Origin of the sequence: Nitrosomonas aestuarii (assembly GCF_003046585.1) — a bacterium.
GTDB classification, from domain to species: domain Bacteria; phylum Pseudomonadota; class Gammaproteobacteria; order Burkholderiales; family Nitrosomonadaceae; genus Nitrosomonas; species Nitrosomonas aestuarii.
In genome coordinates, this window is sequence record NZ_QAAE01000005.1 from 1 (window position 1) to 17580 (window position 17580).

Consider the following 17580-nt stretch of genomic DNA (forward strand, 5'->3'; position numbering starts at 1 on the left):
GCGGTTTATGTAGGTTTTATAGCGTTGGCTGGAACGGCTGCTGAAACTGGCGTCATGGTATTAAATTTTATTGACATTGAAATTTCCAGATTGCGTAAACAAAAACAATCACTGCTATCTTCCACAGAAATCAAAGAAGCGGTTGAGTCTGCGACTGCAATGCGTGTACGGCCTGTATCGATTACTGCATTCTCTACCATGATCGGTTTAATTCCCATCATGATGGCAACTGGCAGTGGTGCAGACGTCACCCACCGCATTGCGGCACCGGTATTAGGTGGTATGTTCACAGTATTATTGTTGACTCTACTGGTTTTCCCAGTTATCTACAGTTTGGTTCTACAATTTCAAGAAAAAAGAAAGCAATAAGACATAAAATTCATTTGGTAAATATACATGCTGTTTTTTGAACAAAACTGGCAAAACTTCAACGCTAATTGAGAATCAACTACAGAATTAAGAAGTGGACCCCATTTTTTCGACAGGTGTCTTAGGAGTTATTTTCTTAAACCATTAACTCGCCTTCGGCAACTTACTGGACTCATAATAAGCCAGATCGGGTGTTGCTTTCAAGGTTTGATGCTTCCGCTTTTCGTTGTAGAAGCGAAAGTATTTTGTCAGCGATTGACTCGCTTCAGGTGCTGATTCATAAGCATTGAGATAAACATTTGACGCTGCGCCATAAGCGTTCGACAAACACATTGTCTCTCCAGGCGCCCTTGCAGGCCTCGGCGATCTCTTGCTCTACCCTTTCGTTGGCGATGTGATCGATCAGCTCCATATTGGATGCACCGCTTTCTACCGATATTTTTCGACAGACCGCACAAAACAACTCAGAAACGAGTATGCTCATAACTCCCAAGAATAAACAAATCCTGTGGGACTTTTGGTACCTTTATGCAGATGAACCCTAAGTTAGCAGAAGAACTGAGTAATTGACGCGATACGTTTTATCACTATCAAGATCTGGCCGAACAAGGCGGTCTCGATGCATTGATTGGCAAGAATCGAAGAATTTCAAATATCAAGAATCGTGTTGATGAAACCTGTGGTGAGATTGAAACAACACACCCAGGCTATTTGGGTTCGCAAGATACGTTTTATGTCGGAAATCTCAAGGGTGTTGGCCGTGTTTATCAGCACTAAGTACGCAAATGTGGCTCGTTAAAGTCCAGTATTGGCCCTGATGGTACAACGCCACTCGGGTTGATACTGCTATGGCTTCGATAGTAATGGTTTTTTATATGCCGCATATTAATGGTTTCCGCGATACCTGGCTGCTGGTAAAGATCGCGTGTATATGCCCAAAGATTGGGGTAATCAACCAAACGTTTCAAATTACATTTAAAATGTCCCACATATACGGGATCGAAACGAACCAGTGTAGTAAACAAGCGCCAGTCGGCTTCGGTGATCAGATCGCCGGTCAGGTAACGCTGTTTTGTTAGTCTTTGCTCGAGCCAATCCAGCGTTTCAAATAATGGGTTCACTGCCTCTTCATACGCGTCCTGTGTCGTGGCAAAGCCGGCTTTATATACGCCATTATTCACAGTATCGTAAATGCGCGTATTCAGTGTATCAATCTCTTCGCGCAGGTTTTCAGGATAATAATCACCGACAACAGTCCCCAACGTATCAAAAGCACTATTAAACATACGTATGATTTCTGATGATTCGTTGGAGACAATTGTATTAGTTTTTTTATCCCAAAGGACTGGAACTGTAACGCGACCTGAGTAGCGACTGTCTGCCCTAAGATAAATCTCACGTAAATAGTTTGCGTTAAAAATAGGATCGGGTATGACACCTTCACCATCGTTAAAAGCCCAACCTTCTCCTGCCATATACCAATGTACTACGGATAGGGAAATCATTTTTTCCAGTCCTTTGAGCTTGCGAAAGATCAATGTGCGATTAGCCCAGGGGCACGCGTAGGATACATATAAGTGATACCGATCTACTTCTGCTTTAAACCCGGCTTGCCCCGTAGGCCCGGCAGACCCGTCAGCGGTAATCCAGTTTCTGAACTGTGCCGCCGAGCGTATAAAGCGCCCCCTTGTTTCATGAGTCGGATACCAAATATCTTGCCATTTTCCATCAATCAATATACCCATCTCAATCTCCTATAAATTTATTGTGTTTAAAATCATCAAATGCCTGCAAAATCTCTGCCTTGGTATTCATAACAAACGGGCCGCCAAGAGCAACCGGTTCATTTAACGGTTGTGCCGCCACTAATAGGAAACGGGTTTTCTTCTGAGCGGTTACAACAATCTGATCGCCTTTGTCTAGCACGCCCATTTGATGATTGCTTATCCCCCGCATTGAATCGCCAACTGATAATTGCCCGGAAATGACAAAAATAAAAACATTGTCACCGGCGTCAACAGCCTGTTTAAACTGCTTTCCTTCGAGCAAAGAAATATCCATATAAGCCGGATTAACAAAACGATTGATTACCGGTCCGGTTGTACCTTTATCCGTCGACCCGGCAATCACTCGTACCTTTCCGTCATTATCCAGATATTCCACTGCGATTTTATTTTTCGGAAATTCCTGATAAGCAGGTGGCCGCATCTTTTCACTGGCAGGCAAATTAACCCAGAGCTGGAAACCCTGCAACAGGCCATCTTCCTGCTCAGGCATTTCAGAATGAATAATCCCCTTACCGGCGGTCATCCATTGCACACCGCCGGTCTCAATAACACCTTCATGACCTGCGCTGTCTTTATGCCGCATGCGGCCCGCCAATAAATAAGTGACGGTTTCAAAGCCCCGATGAGGATGATCTGGGAAATCACCAATATAATCCTGAGCTTGATTACTTTCAAAAGCATCAAACAATAAAAATGGATCCAGCATATTCAACTCCGGCGTGCCAATAATACGAGTCATTTTTACCCCGTCACCGTCAGTTACTGGCAGACCTGAAGTGACAGCGCGTAATTCGCGAACTTGTATCGTCATATCAATTTCTCCTCATATCAAAAGTGAAGCTATTGTTATTCTGTCCTATGGCGGTTATCGAATGCATAGGCACCCGGACCATTTGCGACCAGTAGCAACAATCCTCCTGCTATCGCAAGATTTTTCATGAACATAATGAACTGTATTTGATCCGTGAAATCCATATGAAAAATTACTGCCGACAATATGCTAAATCCTGCCAACGCTAAAGCCGCCAGTCTGGTTTGCCAGCCTATAATTACAGCCAATCCTGCCAGCAATTCAATACCAATCACAAATGGCAACAATTCGCCTGAAACACCCATTGATGCCATATAGCCCTGAATATCGATATAGGCAAATAATTTATTCCATCCCGATATCACAAAAATTAATGCGATGAAAATACGGCCTATTGGTGCTGAAATTACGCGTAATAAATTCATTTCTTTTCCTCCAAATTTAGTGTGAATTAATCATTAGCCTATGGAGACAGTGTAATAGTTGACACAAAAGTGATAAACATCAAGAATGACAATTGATTGTTCACCAAAGGAGAACTGAATGGGTCAATTTGAAGATATGCATGTTTTTATACGCGTGGTTGATGCTGGAGGAATTGGCCGTGCGGCTGAGCAGCTCGGTCTGGCAAAGTCAGCAGTCAGCCGGAAACTTGCTGATTTGGAGACCCGTTTGGGTGTGCGTTTATTAAATCGAACCACACGCACATCAAGCCTGACTGAAGCAGGCCGGACGTTTTATGAACGTTCCATTAAAATTGTTGACGATATCGCAGAACTCAATACGTTGACGAAAGCATCCCAAGCCACGCTTGAAGGCACCATTAATCTGGCAGCGCCATTATCGTTTGGCTTATCCCATTTAGCACCTGCAATCGATTCATTTATCAAACTACATCCTGAACTGACCATCAATATCAATTTTTCCGATCGGCAAGTGGATTTGGTTGAAGAAGGCATGGATCTCGCGTTACGCATTGCTGATTTAAAAGACTCAAGTCTGGTGGCGCGCAAACTTTCGCCCATTAGAACACTATTATGTGCCAGCCCTCATTATTTACAAGAATATGGCACACCAAAAACGGTCTACGAATTAAAGCAGCATAGGTTACTGCATTACAATTTATCAAACACTTCTTCTTGGAAATTCGTTGATAAACAAGGCGCACAGCATAGCATTCCTGTTTCCGCCAAAATAGTCGCCAACAACGGTGATTTTCTAAAAGATATGGCTATCGCCGGACACGGCATCATAATGATGCCAACTTTTATCACATGGAAAACTATCGTGGACGGAAAACTTGTGCCAATCATGCCGGATTATCAATCTCCTTCGTTTAATGCCTATGCAGTTTATCCGCAAAAACGATACTTATCACATAGAACAAAAATACTGATTGATTTTTTAGCAGAACGATTTGGCGACAACCCATATTGGGATGAGGCGATTAAAGTCTACCAAGGCATTGCTGATTGAGAATCAACTACAGAACTAAGATATCAACACAAACCTCGCCTCTGATGGCACATCCTGATTGTTGACCACAAAAAGCATATAGAATCCCGGTGGGGCGATATTTCCGTGGGCAGGGGCTTCTGTTCCTATGGTAGTGGCGGTACGCGAATGAATTGGCAATTTGATATAACGCTGTCCGGCGTCGGTATGGTGCGTCACCGCAATCGGTGCTATCAACACTACTGCATTGATATCTGGAGCCTGTGACGTTTCAATCATAAAATTACTCGCATAGGTAACAGCTGGCGGCGCATTCGACATGACCGGTCGTGCGCCCAAGCTAAGATAACCCGGTGAATAAAGTTCCATCGAATGCTGATCCGGATCTGCCGTACCCGGCGCAACTCCGCCTGTCGCTAGAACTCTTCCTTCCGGTAGTAGAATACAAATCGAGTGATACTGGCGCGGGAAATTCAATGGTGCGCCCAGTGCCCATGTATCCGTCGTCGGATCATAGATTTCTGTTTCCAACACGGGGGTCGGTGACCATTTCTGGCCGTTACTGTGGCCGCCTATGATGAGTATCTTGCCGGTGGGCAATACAACGGCATTCACATTCGTGCGGCCGAAATTCATATCTGCGGTACGTGCCCACGCCGAATCGACAATTCCGCCATTAAATTCAATCATTTCGGCAGTTGCGTTATTGCGCGCAGCGGCAGGACCAGATACACCTCCGCCGAAGACATACAGGCGCGTACGCTCCGGGTTTACGGTCGTATCTATCATAAGAAGACTCATTCCTTCCTGGCGATCGTAAAACTGTTGTTGTCCGTAATCGGTCCAGTTACCATTGTTCGGTCCAGTCAGGGTCAGATAAGCGGTCTGGGTTCCGGCTGCGCCGGCCCAGCCAGCACGAGTATAGAAAATCTCTCCCGACGGAAGGAGATGCATACCGGGATATAATTCATCGAATGAGCGACTTGCACCGACGATTGACGCCCATGTTCCGCCGCCGAACACCTCGACTTCTGCCGCAACAGGATGTCCGCCAGAGAAAGCAAGTACACGCCCGTCAGCCAGACTAAGCGCCGTCGGGTACCAGCGCGCGTGCGCCATGCTGGCGGCCGGGCCAAACGTACCGCTGTCTGGATTCGTCGCATTAGGCGTAAAAATAAAACAACGATTATTGGTGTGTCCCGCGCCATTTGTGTCACCACCGATGATGATCAAACGACCATCAGGCAGGAAGGTATGCCCACAACAGAAAAAATCTTCCGGCAAATTAATGACGCCTGGCATAATCTGTCTGGTTACAGGTTCATAGATACGAGCTTCAAGTGGATAATTCCTTTCAGCCGCACCGGAAAAAAGCAATACATGTCCCGTGTTCAACAGCGCCCCATGAACCACGAAAATCGGTGATGGCTCCAGCAGTTCCCAGCCATCTTCGCCGTCTCCACCGCAAGGGTGATGCTCTACATCTGGACACTCATGTACACGCACGGTTGGCAACTGGTAACAGATTCGGTCAAGTTCCTTTTCGCTCAACTCGACTTCCTGCATGACGCGAAGCAATGCCGCCATGCCTTCCATCATGTGCATCTCCACATGGCAATGGATCAGAAAATCACCTTGTAATCGATATTTTTTGCGCTTTTCTAAATATTGATCGGGGCAAGCATCTTGCGAAGAATATTTATGTTTCCCACGGGACTGGGAAGAGTGCGATGGATGTTCATGTTCACCGTCAGACATAGGAAGAGGATGAGCTTCTGTGTACTCGTGAGGTTTGCACTCACACTCAAGTGGCAAAGGTTGGAGAATAACCGGCGGCACGATCGTATCGGCAACAAAAGACTCGGCTGGCCCAAAAGAACGTGTGTCGATCCATTCATTGCCCCATCGCCACCGTTGTCCATGTAAATGGAAATTGTGCCATACCATGCTCAGATCCAGATTGAAGACATACCATCGCACACGAGTTCCGCATTCAGCTACAATAGTGGGGGTATTCCCGACGAATGTACGTCCGTTGATGGCAAATGATTCCAGACCGGCACCGCTGCGCTCGGTTACGGTATGAGGCTGATTCCCTGCATGGTTCCAAGTGACCTCCGCACCGACTCCCACTGTTATATCATCGCTTTCGAAACGTGCTGGAGTATCCAGAATATTAATGGTAGCTGTAAGAGGGCCAGCTGTCGTGACACGAACGCGCCCTTGCATCGGATGGAAACGGCAATAGTATTCGAAGGTACCTTCCTGATTAAACGTAAAAGTAAATAAATCTCCCGCATTAAATGAACCACTATCAAAAAGTGCATTACCGACATTTGCCGTGAGGCGATGAAAAAAAATAGGTACTTCAAGGTCTGCTTTTTCGCAGCGGGGATCACGAACCACAATGCCACCGAAGAGTCCACGCTTTACGACTTCTTCAATATGCATATGATGATCGTGAAATGGCCACGCACCGATAGAATCCTCATGCACATCGAAAATGTAACACCATTGGCCTTCAGGACAAATCGCATCACTACGATTCGGCCCATCGTATTCCTGCACACCAAAGGGCCATGAGCCATCCGAGTCGATGCCGTAGTGCAAACCGTGTACATGGAAGCTGTGAGGTTTGGTGTCGCCATTCAATACATGAACATACAATCGCTCGCCTGGGCGGGTGTAAATAACTGTGCCGGGAATACGCCGCTCGATGCGAGGTTCATTAATATCCGTAGCAATGAGTGGGGTATTTTTTATTGTTGTGTAGGTAGCATCGAGGTATTCGCGGTAGATCAGCGCATCCAGTGAACGTCGATCAACTTCCGATTGTGGAATGCTGGAATCTGCATGATCCATGTTCCTCATGCAGTCAAGACGGTGTTTGTGATGCTCAGCGTCATCGGGAGCAACAGGACTATAGTTTGATACCTGTTCTATTTTGAGATAAATATGCCTTGTTTTCATGACCTACACCCCCTCTTCTGGAGACAATTCATAAACATAAAAAGTATATTTGGTCAGTTGCAGTAACCTTAACCTTAATTCATCCTGTTGCTGTTGCAACTTATATCTGATGCATCAAATCAAATTCAAGCAATTACTCTTTAGCATATGTTTTTCTCCCAATTCCCTGGTGGTCTACTTAGCTATACATATTCCTGAGCAATCTGCGCCACCATGCTTTGGGTCGCAGTCATCAGAGGGATCGTCAATACATATTTCTTCATCTGGGCATGGTATAGCCGCAATGCCTCCGCAAGCTTGAGGTTCCGGCGGCGCACATTCACCAGGGTGATCTATGGAAATTCCCTCTGTGGCAGCAGTACATGCATTACCATAGGTTTTTCCATCACAACCACAGACCGGATTGAATTCTCCTGTGCAAATGGTGGGCTTGGTTTTACAGATACCTTGTGCGTCAGCTACCTTGCATTGGCCGATACCGAAATCACAATATTGATCTTCATCAGGACAGATCAGTCCCTGGATAGTGCCGCAAATAGCTTCTTGGGGTGTAGGAGATGGGAATGGTTGCGTAGATTTGCATTACAAGCTATTAACAAGAGGATCGCACAGAAACCGATTAACCAAGTGATACGTATGTTCATGGTAATACCTCCTTAACAGATATACTGTTGAAAAGAGTCTCTAGTGAGTAGAAATCCCAACACCATTACCTAATATCGTGATCTAACGCTACATCTTTTATTTCTAATAAAGCCTAAATAATCAGTTTTAATTTTTATAATACAGTTACACCAGATTGGTGTAACGTTCTTTGTGCACGGTCTCTTTTGTCCCTGCCCGACGTCATACTCTCTGCTTTCTGGCCATTATTAAACGTGGCGTACTCATCTGAAGTCCTGATTTCAGAAATATGCATGAACAGATCTTTCCCGCTATTATCTGATCTGAACAAGGTCTATGCTGCAATAACCAGTGTATAAATAGACTATGTTTGTCAATTAGACTACCAATATTTTACAAACAATAGAATAGGTACTAACACGTATACTCTGTCATTGTATGGATGGTTTTCGTATTTGGAGAGCATAAATGGTGGGGTGTATCTCACTGGCATCAATCAACGTTGAAGTTTTGCCAATTTCTGAATCATATGAGTGACTATTCTTTTTAGTCAGTAATTCATCTTGCTTTTTTAAAATGATTCTCATAAATCATCAGCTTGCCGATTATTAATAATAACTCAAGCCGGTTAATATCAGCTGACAGTGCTTCTTCAAAATTCATTTCTGGTTTAGTCTTGCTCATCTACCACCCTCTAAAATTTAATCATAAGGGGATGACACAGAATTTCTAATACTCTCTTTATTAGAAAAAAATGCTTTGCTGCTAATCTCGTTGAGACTGACTTAATGCAGTCTGTGCAGCATCCAGATTGGTTTGCACAGTCCGGGTATTGGGGTGGTCTTTGCCTAGGAATTTTTCAAGTGTAGCCAGTACCAGCTCAAAATACGCAATGGCTTTCTTGTAATTGGCGAGCGTGTGATGTAATAAGCCCGCTTCATTTAAGTGCAGCGTATTATAAGGTTGCAGCCGAACCGCATTTTCATAATGCTCAAGTGCATCTGTATATCGAATAGCGTCTTGTGCAATCTTGCCGCGCTGAAAGGCTGCTTCGGCAACCCGCTTGATATGGCCTTCCCCTTCATTTTCGATTTGTTGAAATAGACTATCCGCTTGATCGGTTTCGCCCTGTTGTAAGGCTTCAATCGCCTGATCCAGCAATCCATCGGGAAATTCACCGCGCAGTTGTTCCAATTGCGCAATGCGTTCTTTTAGATCGGCAATATGCGCTTCATAACTCGCTTCCGTGTCCTGTAGCCGCAGCTCAATATCTCTTAGTTCAACTTCAAGTAATTGCCGGTCTGCTGCATGCGCCTGCTCCAGATCGGCACCGATTTCTGCCTCGCGGCGTTTCAGCCTTTGTTCATGTTGTTCAGGGGTTATGCCAATATTTATGATTTGATGCTGGATATGAGTATTGTTGGAAACGTTAGCATGGATGTTGTCAATCAGCGCTGAAAATTTGCCAGTTTTTTTGAAGAAACAGCGTGTATATTTACCAGATGAGCTTTATATCTTATTGCTTTATATGGCCTAGTGACTGAAAAAACTGATGCTGATACTGGAAAATATTGGAAGCTGATTTACATCAAACGAAAGCAGAAAGAGAAAAACCGCCAGTATCTGGAATCAATTTTCATCAGTAATGAAGTCGGCGAACAGTTTTCCTTGCAGGAATTGTCCGATCGTTCCGTTTCCAATCCGGCGATCCGTGTTAACACCAAGCGACTTTGTCGTATCTTAATTACCAAGCGATTCTGTCGTGCAAGGCCTTGTTCCTTTCTTACATGATGTTAAAAGAACAGTATCAAGCATAATTCCAACACCTGCGTAAGGGTATGACAAACATCTGCTGTCGTGAACAATCAGGCTACTTCCTGACTTTCTCCCACACCTTCTCCAGCCGCTTCACCGAAACCGGCTGCGGTGTTTTGAGTTCCTGCGAAAACAGCGAGATTCTCAATTCCTCAATCTGCCAGCGAAATTCAGTCAGATTCGGGTCATTAATACCCAGTTTCTGGTGTTTCTCGCGACATTGTTCATAGCGCAACCAGAGTATTTTGATTTCCGCAGCATGCTGTTCATCACGCAGCAGGTTGCCGGAACATTTTTCCAGGCGAACACGCATGCCTTTGAGATAACGTGGAAAATGTCTTAATCGCTCCCAAAAGGTATCGCTGATAAAACCGGGATAGATTAAATTTTTGAGTTGCTCGCCGAGTTCAACTTTTAATCTTTGGCTAATCTGTTTCATTGATGACTGATACTGCATCACTGCATGATAAGCCGCACCTATTTCACCTAACACCTGCGTGTAATTTTCAATCACCTGTGGCAACCGCTCCCGCGCTTTGAGTATCTGCGCTGCAAAGGCGGCTTCGGTGCGCGGCAGCGGGTCCTCACTGACAAAAGCCCGGTCGATGATTGTATTAAGCAGATCCTGCTTCAGATCACCGGGATTAATACAGGTGGTCAATTGTAACGCAGCCTGCCGGAATCCTGGAATGCTTTTATCGAACTGTTTCATGTGCTCCCTGAATTCAAAATACATCAGGCGGCAGATACCGGCGCGCATGGCATAATCGGCAGCTGCACGGGTATCGAATAAACGGATTGCAACATGATCTTTTTCATCGACCAATGCAGGGTAACCGATCAGTTGACGTCCATTACGCGTAAAAGTCATCTCGGCAGGCAGATCGCCAAAATCCCAACATTTAATATCGTCCCGCTCAATATCCGCTTTTTTATCATCGAGGCTCAATTGACGGAATGTGGATTGCGCTGCACTACCGAACTTTTCCTGCAAAGCCGAAAGATCACGGCTCATGGCGAGTTCCTCACCAGCCGCCTCGACGATTCTGAAATTCATCAACAGATGCAGCGGCACGTCTTTCGATTCCCAGGTATCGACTGGGATTACGAGCGTGGTTTTACGCAGGATAAATCTGGCCATGGCGTCCTGTAGCGCAACATCTCTCGCAGAAACAGATTGCCATTGCAAAAATTCGGTCACTGAACCGGGTAATGGCACCAGCATGCGGCGTATTTGCTTAGGCAGCGCTTTAAAATACCAGGTCACTTTCTCACGGATCAGACCAGGTACGAGATAATCAAACTGCCGCGCATCCAGGCGATTAAGCACCGGCAATGGTACGGTGACAGTCACACCATCCAGCACATGCCCCGGATCGAAACGGTAGCGCAATGGAAAAATACTACCGTCAGACAATACAAATTGTTCGGGAAACTGCGCCTCAGTCGCATCCTCCTGATGACGCCTGAGAAGCGCGCGGTCGAGATAAAGCAGTTCTGGATTTTCCTGTTCGGCCTGTTTGCGCCATTTTTCGAAACCGGCACCATTAAAGATATTCTGTGGGATACGCGCATCATAGAAAGCAAAAATCTCCTGATCGTCGACCAGCACGTCCTGACGCCGTGTTTTATGTTCAAGTTCTTCGATTTCCTTGACAAGCTGCTGGTTATGGGAGAAAAACTTCGCCTTGGTGACATATTCACCTGTAACTAACGCGCTTCGGATAAAAATTTCACGTGATGCTTCTGGATTAATCCTGCCATAGTGTACAGACCGTTTGGTCACGATAGGAAGCCCATACAACGTGACACGTTCATAGGCGATCACTTCGGAACGCTTTTTCTGCCAGTGCGGATCGAAATATTGCCGTTTGCACAAACTACCCGCTATTTTTTCCAACCATACCGGGTCAATCCGGGCCACGCAGCGCCCATAAAGCTTACTGGTTTCAACCAGTTCGGCACAGACTGCCCATTTAGCCTTGGCCTTACCTTTTTTTAACGCGGAACCTGGAAAAATTGAGAACTTGATGCCCCTGGCACCCAGATACTCGCCTTCCTTTTCTATCTTGAAACCGATATTACCGAGTAAACCGGCAAGCAGTGCGCGGTGTATTTCATCATATGTCGCCGGCACCTCATTCGGCCTGAACCCAAATTCTTTCACCAGCACATGGAGCTGATTATGGATTTCTCGCCATTCACGCAAGCGGCGGTAGGACAAAAAATAATCACGGCATTGCGCAATCATTTTGCGGTTTGATTTTTTATGTTTTAGTAATGTATCAAAAAAATCCCATAGTTTCAGAAATCCCATAAAATCAGAACGCTCATCCAAGAAGCGCCGATGCGCCTGGTCGGCTGCATCCTGGTGCTCGAACGGACGATCACGCGGGTCTTGCAAACTGAGTGCCGACGCAATAATGAGCACTTCATGCAGGCAGTTTTCTTGTCTGGCCGCCAGTACCATGCGTGCGATGCGGGGATCAATCGGAAACCTGGCCAGTTGCCAGCCTAACCGTGTCAGCTGTTTATCTTCATCAACCCCGCCCAGTTCCGTCAGCAATTGATATCCGTCGGATATCATGCGCGCAGATGGGGGCTCAAGAAAAGGAAAACTCTCCACATCTCCTATTTTTAGTGATTTCATGCGCAAAATCACCGCTGCCAATGACGAACGTAAAATTTCTGGATCGGTATATTCCGGCCGTGCATGAAAATCTTCTTCCGAATACAGCCTGAAACAAATACCGCTGGCGATACGTCCGCAACGGCCGGCACGCTGATTCGCGGATGCACGGGAAATTCTTTCCGTCTGCAGCTGTTCAACTTTATTGCGATAACTGTATCGATTAATGCGCGCCCAGCCGGTGTCGATAACATACCGTATTCCAGGAACGGTCAATGAAGTTTCCGCGACATTGGTCGCCAAAATAATACGGCGCGCCTGACCGGCTTTGAATACACGATCCTGATCGCTAAATGACAGGCGTGCAAATAACGGCAATATTTCCACACCGGCAAATCCGTTCTGTTCAGAGTCAAAATGATGCTTGCGCAGCGATTCAGCTGTTTCCCGGATCTCGCGTTCACCCGGCAAAAAAACCAGAATATCCCCTGTCCTGCCCATTTGCATAATGTCATCGACGGCATTAAGAATCTTCTGTTGCATATCCAGGTCTTCTTCATCGGCCACAACAGGCTGATAGCGTATTTCTACCGGATAGGTTCGTCCCGACACTTCAACCACGGGTGCATGGTTGAAGTGTCGGGAAAATCGCGCAGCATCAATAGTGGCGGAAGTAACAAGCAATTTAAGATCAGGTCTTGACGGCAATAACCGACTGATATAGCCCAGCAGAAAATCAATATTCAGACTGCGCTCATGCGCCTCATCAATGATAATGGTGTCATATGCGCGCAGTTCGGGGTCATTTTGTGATTCCGCAAGCAGAATACCGTCGGTCATGAGCTTAATATAGCTATCGGGACTGACCTTATCCGAGAACCGCACTTTGTAACCGACAGCCTGCCCCAACGACGACCCCAGTTCTGTAGCAATCCGCGTGGCGACTGATCGTGCGGCGATGCGCCTTGGCTGGGTATGACCAATCATGCCCCGTACGCCACGCTCCAGTTCCAAACATATTTTGGGTAACTGTGTTGTTTTCCCCGACCCCGTTTCGCCGCAAACAATGACAACCTGATGGCCAGCTATCGCGCGCTTGATTTCTTCTCGTCTGGCGGTAACTGGTAATTCATCGGCGTAACAGGGCTTTGGCAGTTGCGCAAGACGACGCGCTATAATGTCCGGCAATACATTTTTCATTGACTGACAGAAGACCTACTTCTGCATGACGGCAGTGAACAAATCGGACGAAACCCTTGCATCCAGCCATTGAATTAAACGGGTATACTGCGACGCGTAAAACCAGTTTTTATCTACATTGGCACATTGTCGGATAAAAGGAAAAATGGCCATGTCGGGCAACGTCAATCGATTGCCCATCAGATAATTATTTTTACGCAAACGCATATCCAGATCCGCCAGATGAAATTCGGCCTGCTCACGGTAATATTGCTCTGAATGTTCAGGAAATCGTACCGAGTATTTGTAATAGTCGAGTGCCTTTTTAAACGGCTCGTCGTTTTGGGTAATCAAACCCATTGCCTCATCGGACAATCCGTTTGGGTGACCCAGCCACTGTTGTGGATCATTGACAGACAACGCCCACAGCATGATATCCAGGCTTTCATCAATCACCTGGCCATCAGTCAGCTGCAACACGGGAACGGTCCCTTTAGGTGAACACGCCAGTAATGCATCGGGTTTGTCCCGCAGTTTGACTTCCTGCATATCAACCGCAATGCCGCTGATCCTGATCGCCATCCGGGCGCGGATGGCATAAGGACAGCGGCGAAATGTATACAATAAGGGTTTCATTTGAATGCTTGAATCGTTATTTATGCAGTTGCACGGCTCTGTTCACGATGTTTCTTGATTAAATCATAGGCTGCCTGGACTTCCTTCGCCTGTTCCGTAGCGACAGAAATCATCTCTTCGGGAAGCCCCTGTCCCATGAGTTTGTCCGGATGGTATTGACTCATGAGCTTGCGGTATGCATGTTTGATTTCACGGTCGGAACTCCGTTCGCTCACACCGAGAGCCTTATAGGCATCTTCCAGTGCATTAGCTGATGTTGCCTGTCCGCCGGCAAAGTGCGTTTGGTTAAGGACCATATCCAGCAATCGATCAAAGGCAGTCCTGCTATACCCAAGATACCCGGCAATTTCCTTCAGCAATTGCACTTCGGAGGCATTCAACCGGCCATCAGACATCCCCATGATAATCAGATACACCAGCAACATTTGCCTGAGATTTCCCGAGTAACCACATACAGTCATGAATTCGGCCACTTTGGGTTTTATATCGAACATGGGTGACGCACCACGTTTAAAAAGCGCAATTGCTTTGAGTCTGTGGTCATGTGTCATACCGAGTTTGCGCATGAATTGCTCTACATGCGCGATTTCGGTTTCAGAAACACGCCCGTCAACTTTGGCGAGTTTTCCCATCAGGGTAAAAACGGTTTCCAGAAATACTGATTGGCGGCGAGCGGCTGAAAAGGCATTCATTCGACCTGAGCCTGGTGTTCTGAACCGGTCGATGAAACTGCCCAGCAAAAACCCCAGAATACTGCCCAGAATACCCAGGATCAAGAAACCTGCCAGAACACCCAGAATTCTAAACAAACTTGCTCCCAGAAAAAAACAAACAGGTATTATAGCGAATTAACTTGGATGAAAAATCTGTGAAAGTATCAATACGGCTCAAATCTTAAGAATAGAAAAAAAATTAATCGGCTTCTGTTTTTTCAGAAAGATTGGCAACATACCAGTTCATGGCAGACTCCAGTCCTTCCTGAATAGCATGAGTCGGATCAAAACCCAGCAAACTTCTGGCTTTGGTAATGTCCGCCTGCGAGTGACGCACATCTCCTTCTCGAAAATCAACATACTCAGGCCGGTGCGCTTCCAAATGCGGAAATTTCTCCAGCAACAGTGCACGCATCATTTGATAGAGTTGATTTAAGCTCGTACGTTCATTGAGGGCAACGTTATAGACTTGATTGATTGCAGCTTCATTTGAAATCAGCGCGGACAATATGTTGGCTTGCACAACATTATCTATATAACAAAAATCCCTGCTGGTCTCACCATCACCATTGATATAAAGCGGTTTGTTCTTGATCAATGCGGAAATCCAGAGCGGTATCACCGCAGCGTACGCTCCGTCAGGATCCTGCCGGGGACCAAAAACATTAAAATAGCGCAATCCGACTGATTGTGTTGCATAGCAACGGGCAAAAACATCGGCGTAAAGCTCATTCACGTACTTGGTCACCGCATAGGGTGAAAGTGGCTGTCCAATAGTAGATTCCACCTTGGGCAAGCCGGGATGATCGCCATAGGTGGAACTCGATGCTGCATAAACAAAGCGTTTGACTTTAGCGTCGCGCGCCGCAACCAGCATGTTCAGAAAACCGGACACATTATTTTCATTGGTTAAAATAGGATCATTGATGGAACGCGGCACTGACCCTAAAGCCGCCTGATGCAGCACAAAGTCAATATCCTTACAGGCAGCTCCGCATTCATCAAAATCGCGAATATCTCCCTGAGAGAATTGAAAATTGCGCCACATATCTGATCCTACCGCATCCCTGGTCTGGTCCAGATTATGCTGATAACCCGTTGAAAAATTATCCAGCCCGACCACTTTCTGATTCAATTTCAATAAGGCTTCCAGTAAGTTGGAACCAATAAATCCGGCAACACCTGTAATGAGCCAGCAATACTGTTTATTGGATAAATGTTGTTGAATTTCCTGATAACGCATCATTTCAGATGATTCCTTGCAAAATCGTATTAGAGTCGCCAAACATGAAGCCCCGCCTCTTGCAGAACAGATTGACTGAATTTTGATTTAACATCAATAAAACATCCATTCTCCACGATTTTGGCTTGAATATCGGGAATTGTTTTTGTCAAAAAACTCACATGCGAAACCGCAACAATCATCGCTTCCGCACACGGTAAATTTTCCCATGACTCAAGTGTTATACCATATTCATTGAATGCTTCTTCCGGATCGGTAACCGGGTCACAAACATGTATTTCAACACCATAGTCCGCTAACTCGCGAATGACATCAATTACCTTTGAATTTCTCAAATCTGGGCAATTCTCCTTAAATGTTAAACCAAGCACATTCACCCTGGCACCCCTTACATTAAAACCGGCTTTAATGATTTGTTTGATTGTCTGTTCCGCCACATACTTGGCCATATTGTCATTGATACGGCGGCCTGCCAGAATCACCTGCGGCATATAACCGATCATCTCGGCTTTATGCGTCAGATAGTATGGATCAACACCAATGCAATGCCCTCCGACCAGACCCGGCCGGAATGGTAAAAAGTTCCACTTGGTACCCGCCGCATCCAGAATGTCCAGCGTATCGATGTTGAGTCGATCGAAGATCATTGCCAGTTCATTCATCAGCGCAATGTTCAAATCGCGCTGAGTATTTTCAATCACTTTGGCCGCTTCAGCCACCTTAATACTGGCAGCGCGATAAACACCTGCAGTCACAACACTTTCATATAACTGTGCAATTTCTTCCAGAGAATCGGCATCATCGCCCGACACAACTTTGATAATCGTCGTAAGCGTATGCTCTTTATCACCTGGATTGATACGCTCAGGAGAATAACCGACATGAAAATCCTGTTTCCATTTCATACCGGAAAATTTTTCCAATACAGGAATGCACACTTCTTCGGTTGCGCCTGGATAAACAGTAGATTCATAAATGACAATCGCACCTTGCTTCATGTTTTTGCCCACTGTTTCACTCGCGCCGATCAAGGGCCTGAAATCCGGTTGATGCGCCTGATCAACCGGTGTCGGCACAGCAACCACAATATAATCAGCTTGCGACAAGTCAGCAACATCGGCCGTAAAAACAAGCTGAGTGGCCTGTTGCAGATCTGCAGTTGAAACTTCGCCTGTTGGATCAACATATTGTCGATAACTCTGAATTTTACTGTCGGAAAGGTCATAACCAATTGTTCGCCGTTTCTTTCCAAATTCAACCGCAAGCGGTAACCCTACATAACCCAGCCCAACTACAGCAACAATACCCATAAGTTCATTCTCCAATTTAACGCCCTTTAATGTCAAATA

15 protein-coding genes and 2 pseudogenes are annotated in these 17580 nt (G+C 45.9%); 4 read left to right on the top strand and 13 right to left on the bottom strand.

What is annotated here, in order from left to right; genetic code table 11:
* A partial coding sequence (locus C8R11_RS05735; RefSeq protein ID WP_146159082.1) for an efflux RND transporter permease subunit occupies positions 1-369 on the top strand: 369 nt, incomplete at its 5' end.
* Between the two features lie 144 nt (positions 370-513).
* Here C8R11_RS05735 and C8R11_RS05740 read toward each other — a convergent pair.
* Positions 514-721, bottom strand: a pseudogene (locus tag C8R11_RS05740) (integrase core domain-containing protein); the annotation flags it as partial.
* 218 nt (positions 722-939) lie between these two features.
* Between C8R11_RS05740 and C8R11_RS05745 the strand changes: the two are divergent.
* Positions 940-1140 (top strand): annotated as a pseudogene (locus tag C8R11_RS05745) (helix-turn-helix domain-containing protein); the annotation flags it as partial.
* Between the two features lie 2 nt (positions 1141-1142).
* On the opposite strand, the gene C8R11_RS05750 reads toward C8R11_RS05745, so the two are convergent.
* From C8R11_RS05750 to C8R11_RS05760, 3 genes are read right to left on the bottom strand one after another with little or no spacing between them, the layout of a single operon-like run.
* Positions 1143-2114: a glutathione S-transferase family protein gene (locus tag C8R11_RS05750; protein ID WP_107794876.1), complete on the bottom strand. Its 972-nt coding sequence runs from the start codon at positions 2112-2114 to the stop codon at positions 1143-1145.
* Between the two features lies 1 nt (position 2115).
* Positions 2116-2967 (bottom strand): pirin family protein, encoded by an 852-nt coding sequence (locus C8R11_RS05755; protein WP_107794877.1) that lies wholly within the window; start codon positions 2965-2967, stop codon positions 2116-2118.
* A 35-nt stretch (positions 2968-3002) separates the two neighbouring features.
* Positions 3003-3392 carry a DoxX family protein gene (locus C8R11_RS05760; protein WP_107794878.1) on the bottom strand — a complete coding sequence of 130 codons (390 nt, stop codon included), beginning with the start codon at positions 3390-3392 and terminating at the stop codon, positions 3003-3005.
* A gap of 118 nt (positions 3393-3510) precedes the next feature.
* Between C8R11_RS05760 and C8R11_RS05765 the strand changes: the two genes are divergently transcribed.
* Positions 3511-4443, top strand: a complete 933-nt coding sequence (locus C8R11_RS05765; RefSeq protein WP_107794879.1) for a LysR family transcriptional regulator — start codon at positions 3511-3513, stop codon at positions 4441-4443.
* 15 nt (positions 4444-4458) lie between these two features.
* On the opposite strand, the gene C8R11_RS05770 is transcribed toward C8R11_RS05765, so the two are convergent.
* The 4 genes from C8R11_RS05770 to C8R11_RS05785 form a co-directional block, all read right to left on the bottom strand.
* Positions 4459-7392, bottom strand: a complete 2934-nt coding sequence (locus tag C8R11_RS05770) for a galactose oxidase-like domain-containing protein (RefSeq protein ID WP_107794880.1) — start codon at positions 7390-7392, stop codon at positions 4459-4461.
* 174 nt (positions 7393-7566) lie between these two features.
* Positions 7567-7929 carry a Kazal-type serine protease inhibitor family protein gene (locus tag C8R11_RS05775; RefSeq protein ID WP_107795015.1) on the bottom strand — a complete coding sequence of 121 codons (363 nt, stop codon included), beginning with the start codon at positions 7927-7929 and terminating at the stop codon, positions 7567-7569.
* A 645-nt stretch (positions 7930-8574) separates the two neighbouring features.
* Entirely contained in the window at positions 8575-8700 is a 126-nt protein-coding gene (locus C8R11_RS16910) for a hypothetical protein (protein WP_280523871.1), read from the bottom strand.
* 81 nt (positions 8701-8781) lie between these two features.
* Positions 8782-9210, bottom strand: coding sequence for a tetratricopeptide repeat protein (locus C8R11_RS05785; protein ID WP_107794881.1), 429 nt, complete (start codon positions 9208-9210; stop codon positions 8782-8784).
* Positions 9211-9552: 342 nt separating this feature from the next.
* Between C8R11_RS05785 and C8R11_RS05790 the strand changes: the two genes are divergently transcribed.
* Positions 9553-9807: a replication endonuclease gene (locus tag C8R11_RS05790; RefSeq protein WP_244907563.1), complete on the top strand. Its 255-nt coding sequence runs from the start codon at positions 9553-9555 to the stop codon at positions 9805-9807.
* 79 nt (positions 9808-9886) lie between these two features.
* Here the strand turns inward: C8R11_RS05790 and hrpA are convergent, their stop codons facing one another.
* From hrpA to C8R11_RS05815, 5 genes are all read right to left on the bottom strand, one after another.
* Positions 9887-13660, bottom strand: coding sequence for an ATP-dependent RNA helicase HrpA (hrpA, locus tag C8R11_RS05795; RefSeq protein ID WP_107794883.1), 3774 nt, complete (start codon positions 13658-13660; stop codon positions 9887-9889).
* Positions 13661-13675: 15 nt separating this feature from the next.
* Positions 13676-14275: a glutathione S-transferase gene (locus C8R11_RS05800; protein WP_107794884.1), complete on the bottom strand. Its 600-nt coding sequence runs from the start codon at positions 14273-14275 to the stop codon at positions 13676-13678.
* 20 nt (positions 14276-14295) lie between these two features.
* The gene (djlA, locus tag C8R11_RS05805; protein ID WP_107794885.1) at positions 14296-15084 is read right to left on the bottom strand and encodes a co-chaperone DjlA; all 789 of its coding nucleotides are present in this window, start codon (positions 15082-15084) and stop codon (positions 14296-14298) included.
* Positions 15085-15187: 103 nt separating this feature from the next.
* A complete protein-coding gene (locus C8R11_RS05810) occupies positions 15188-16234 on the bottom strand; it encodes an NAD-dependent epimerase/dehydratase family protein (RefSeq protein WP_107794886.1) in 1047 nt (348 codons plus the stop codon).
* A gap of 26 nt (positions 16235-16260) precedes the next feature.
* Positions 16261-17541: a nucleotide sugar dehydrogenase gene (locus tag C8R11_RS05815; RefSeq protein WP_107794887.1), complete on the bottom strand. Its 1281-nt coding sequence runs from the start codon at positions 17539-17541 to the stop codon at positions 16261-16263.
* Positions 17542-17580: the final 39 nt, after the last annotated feature.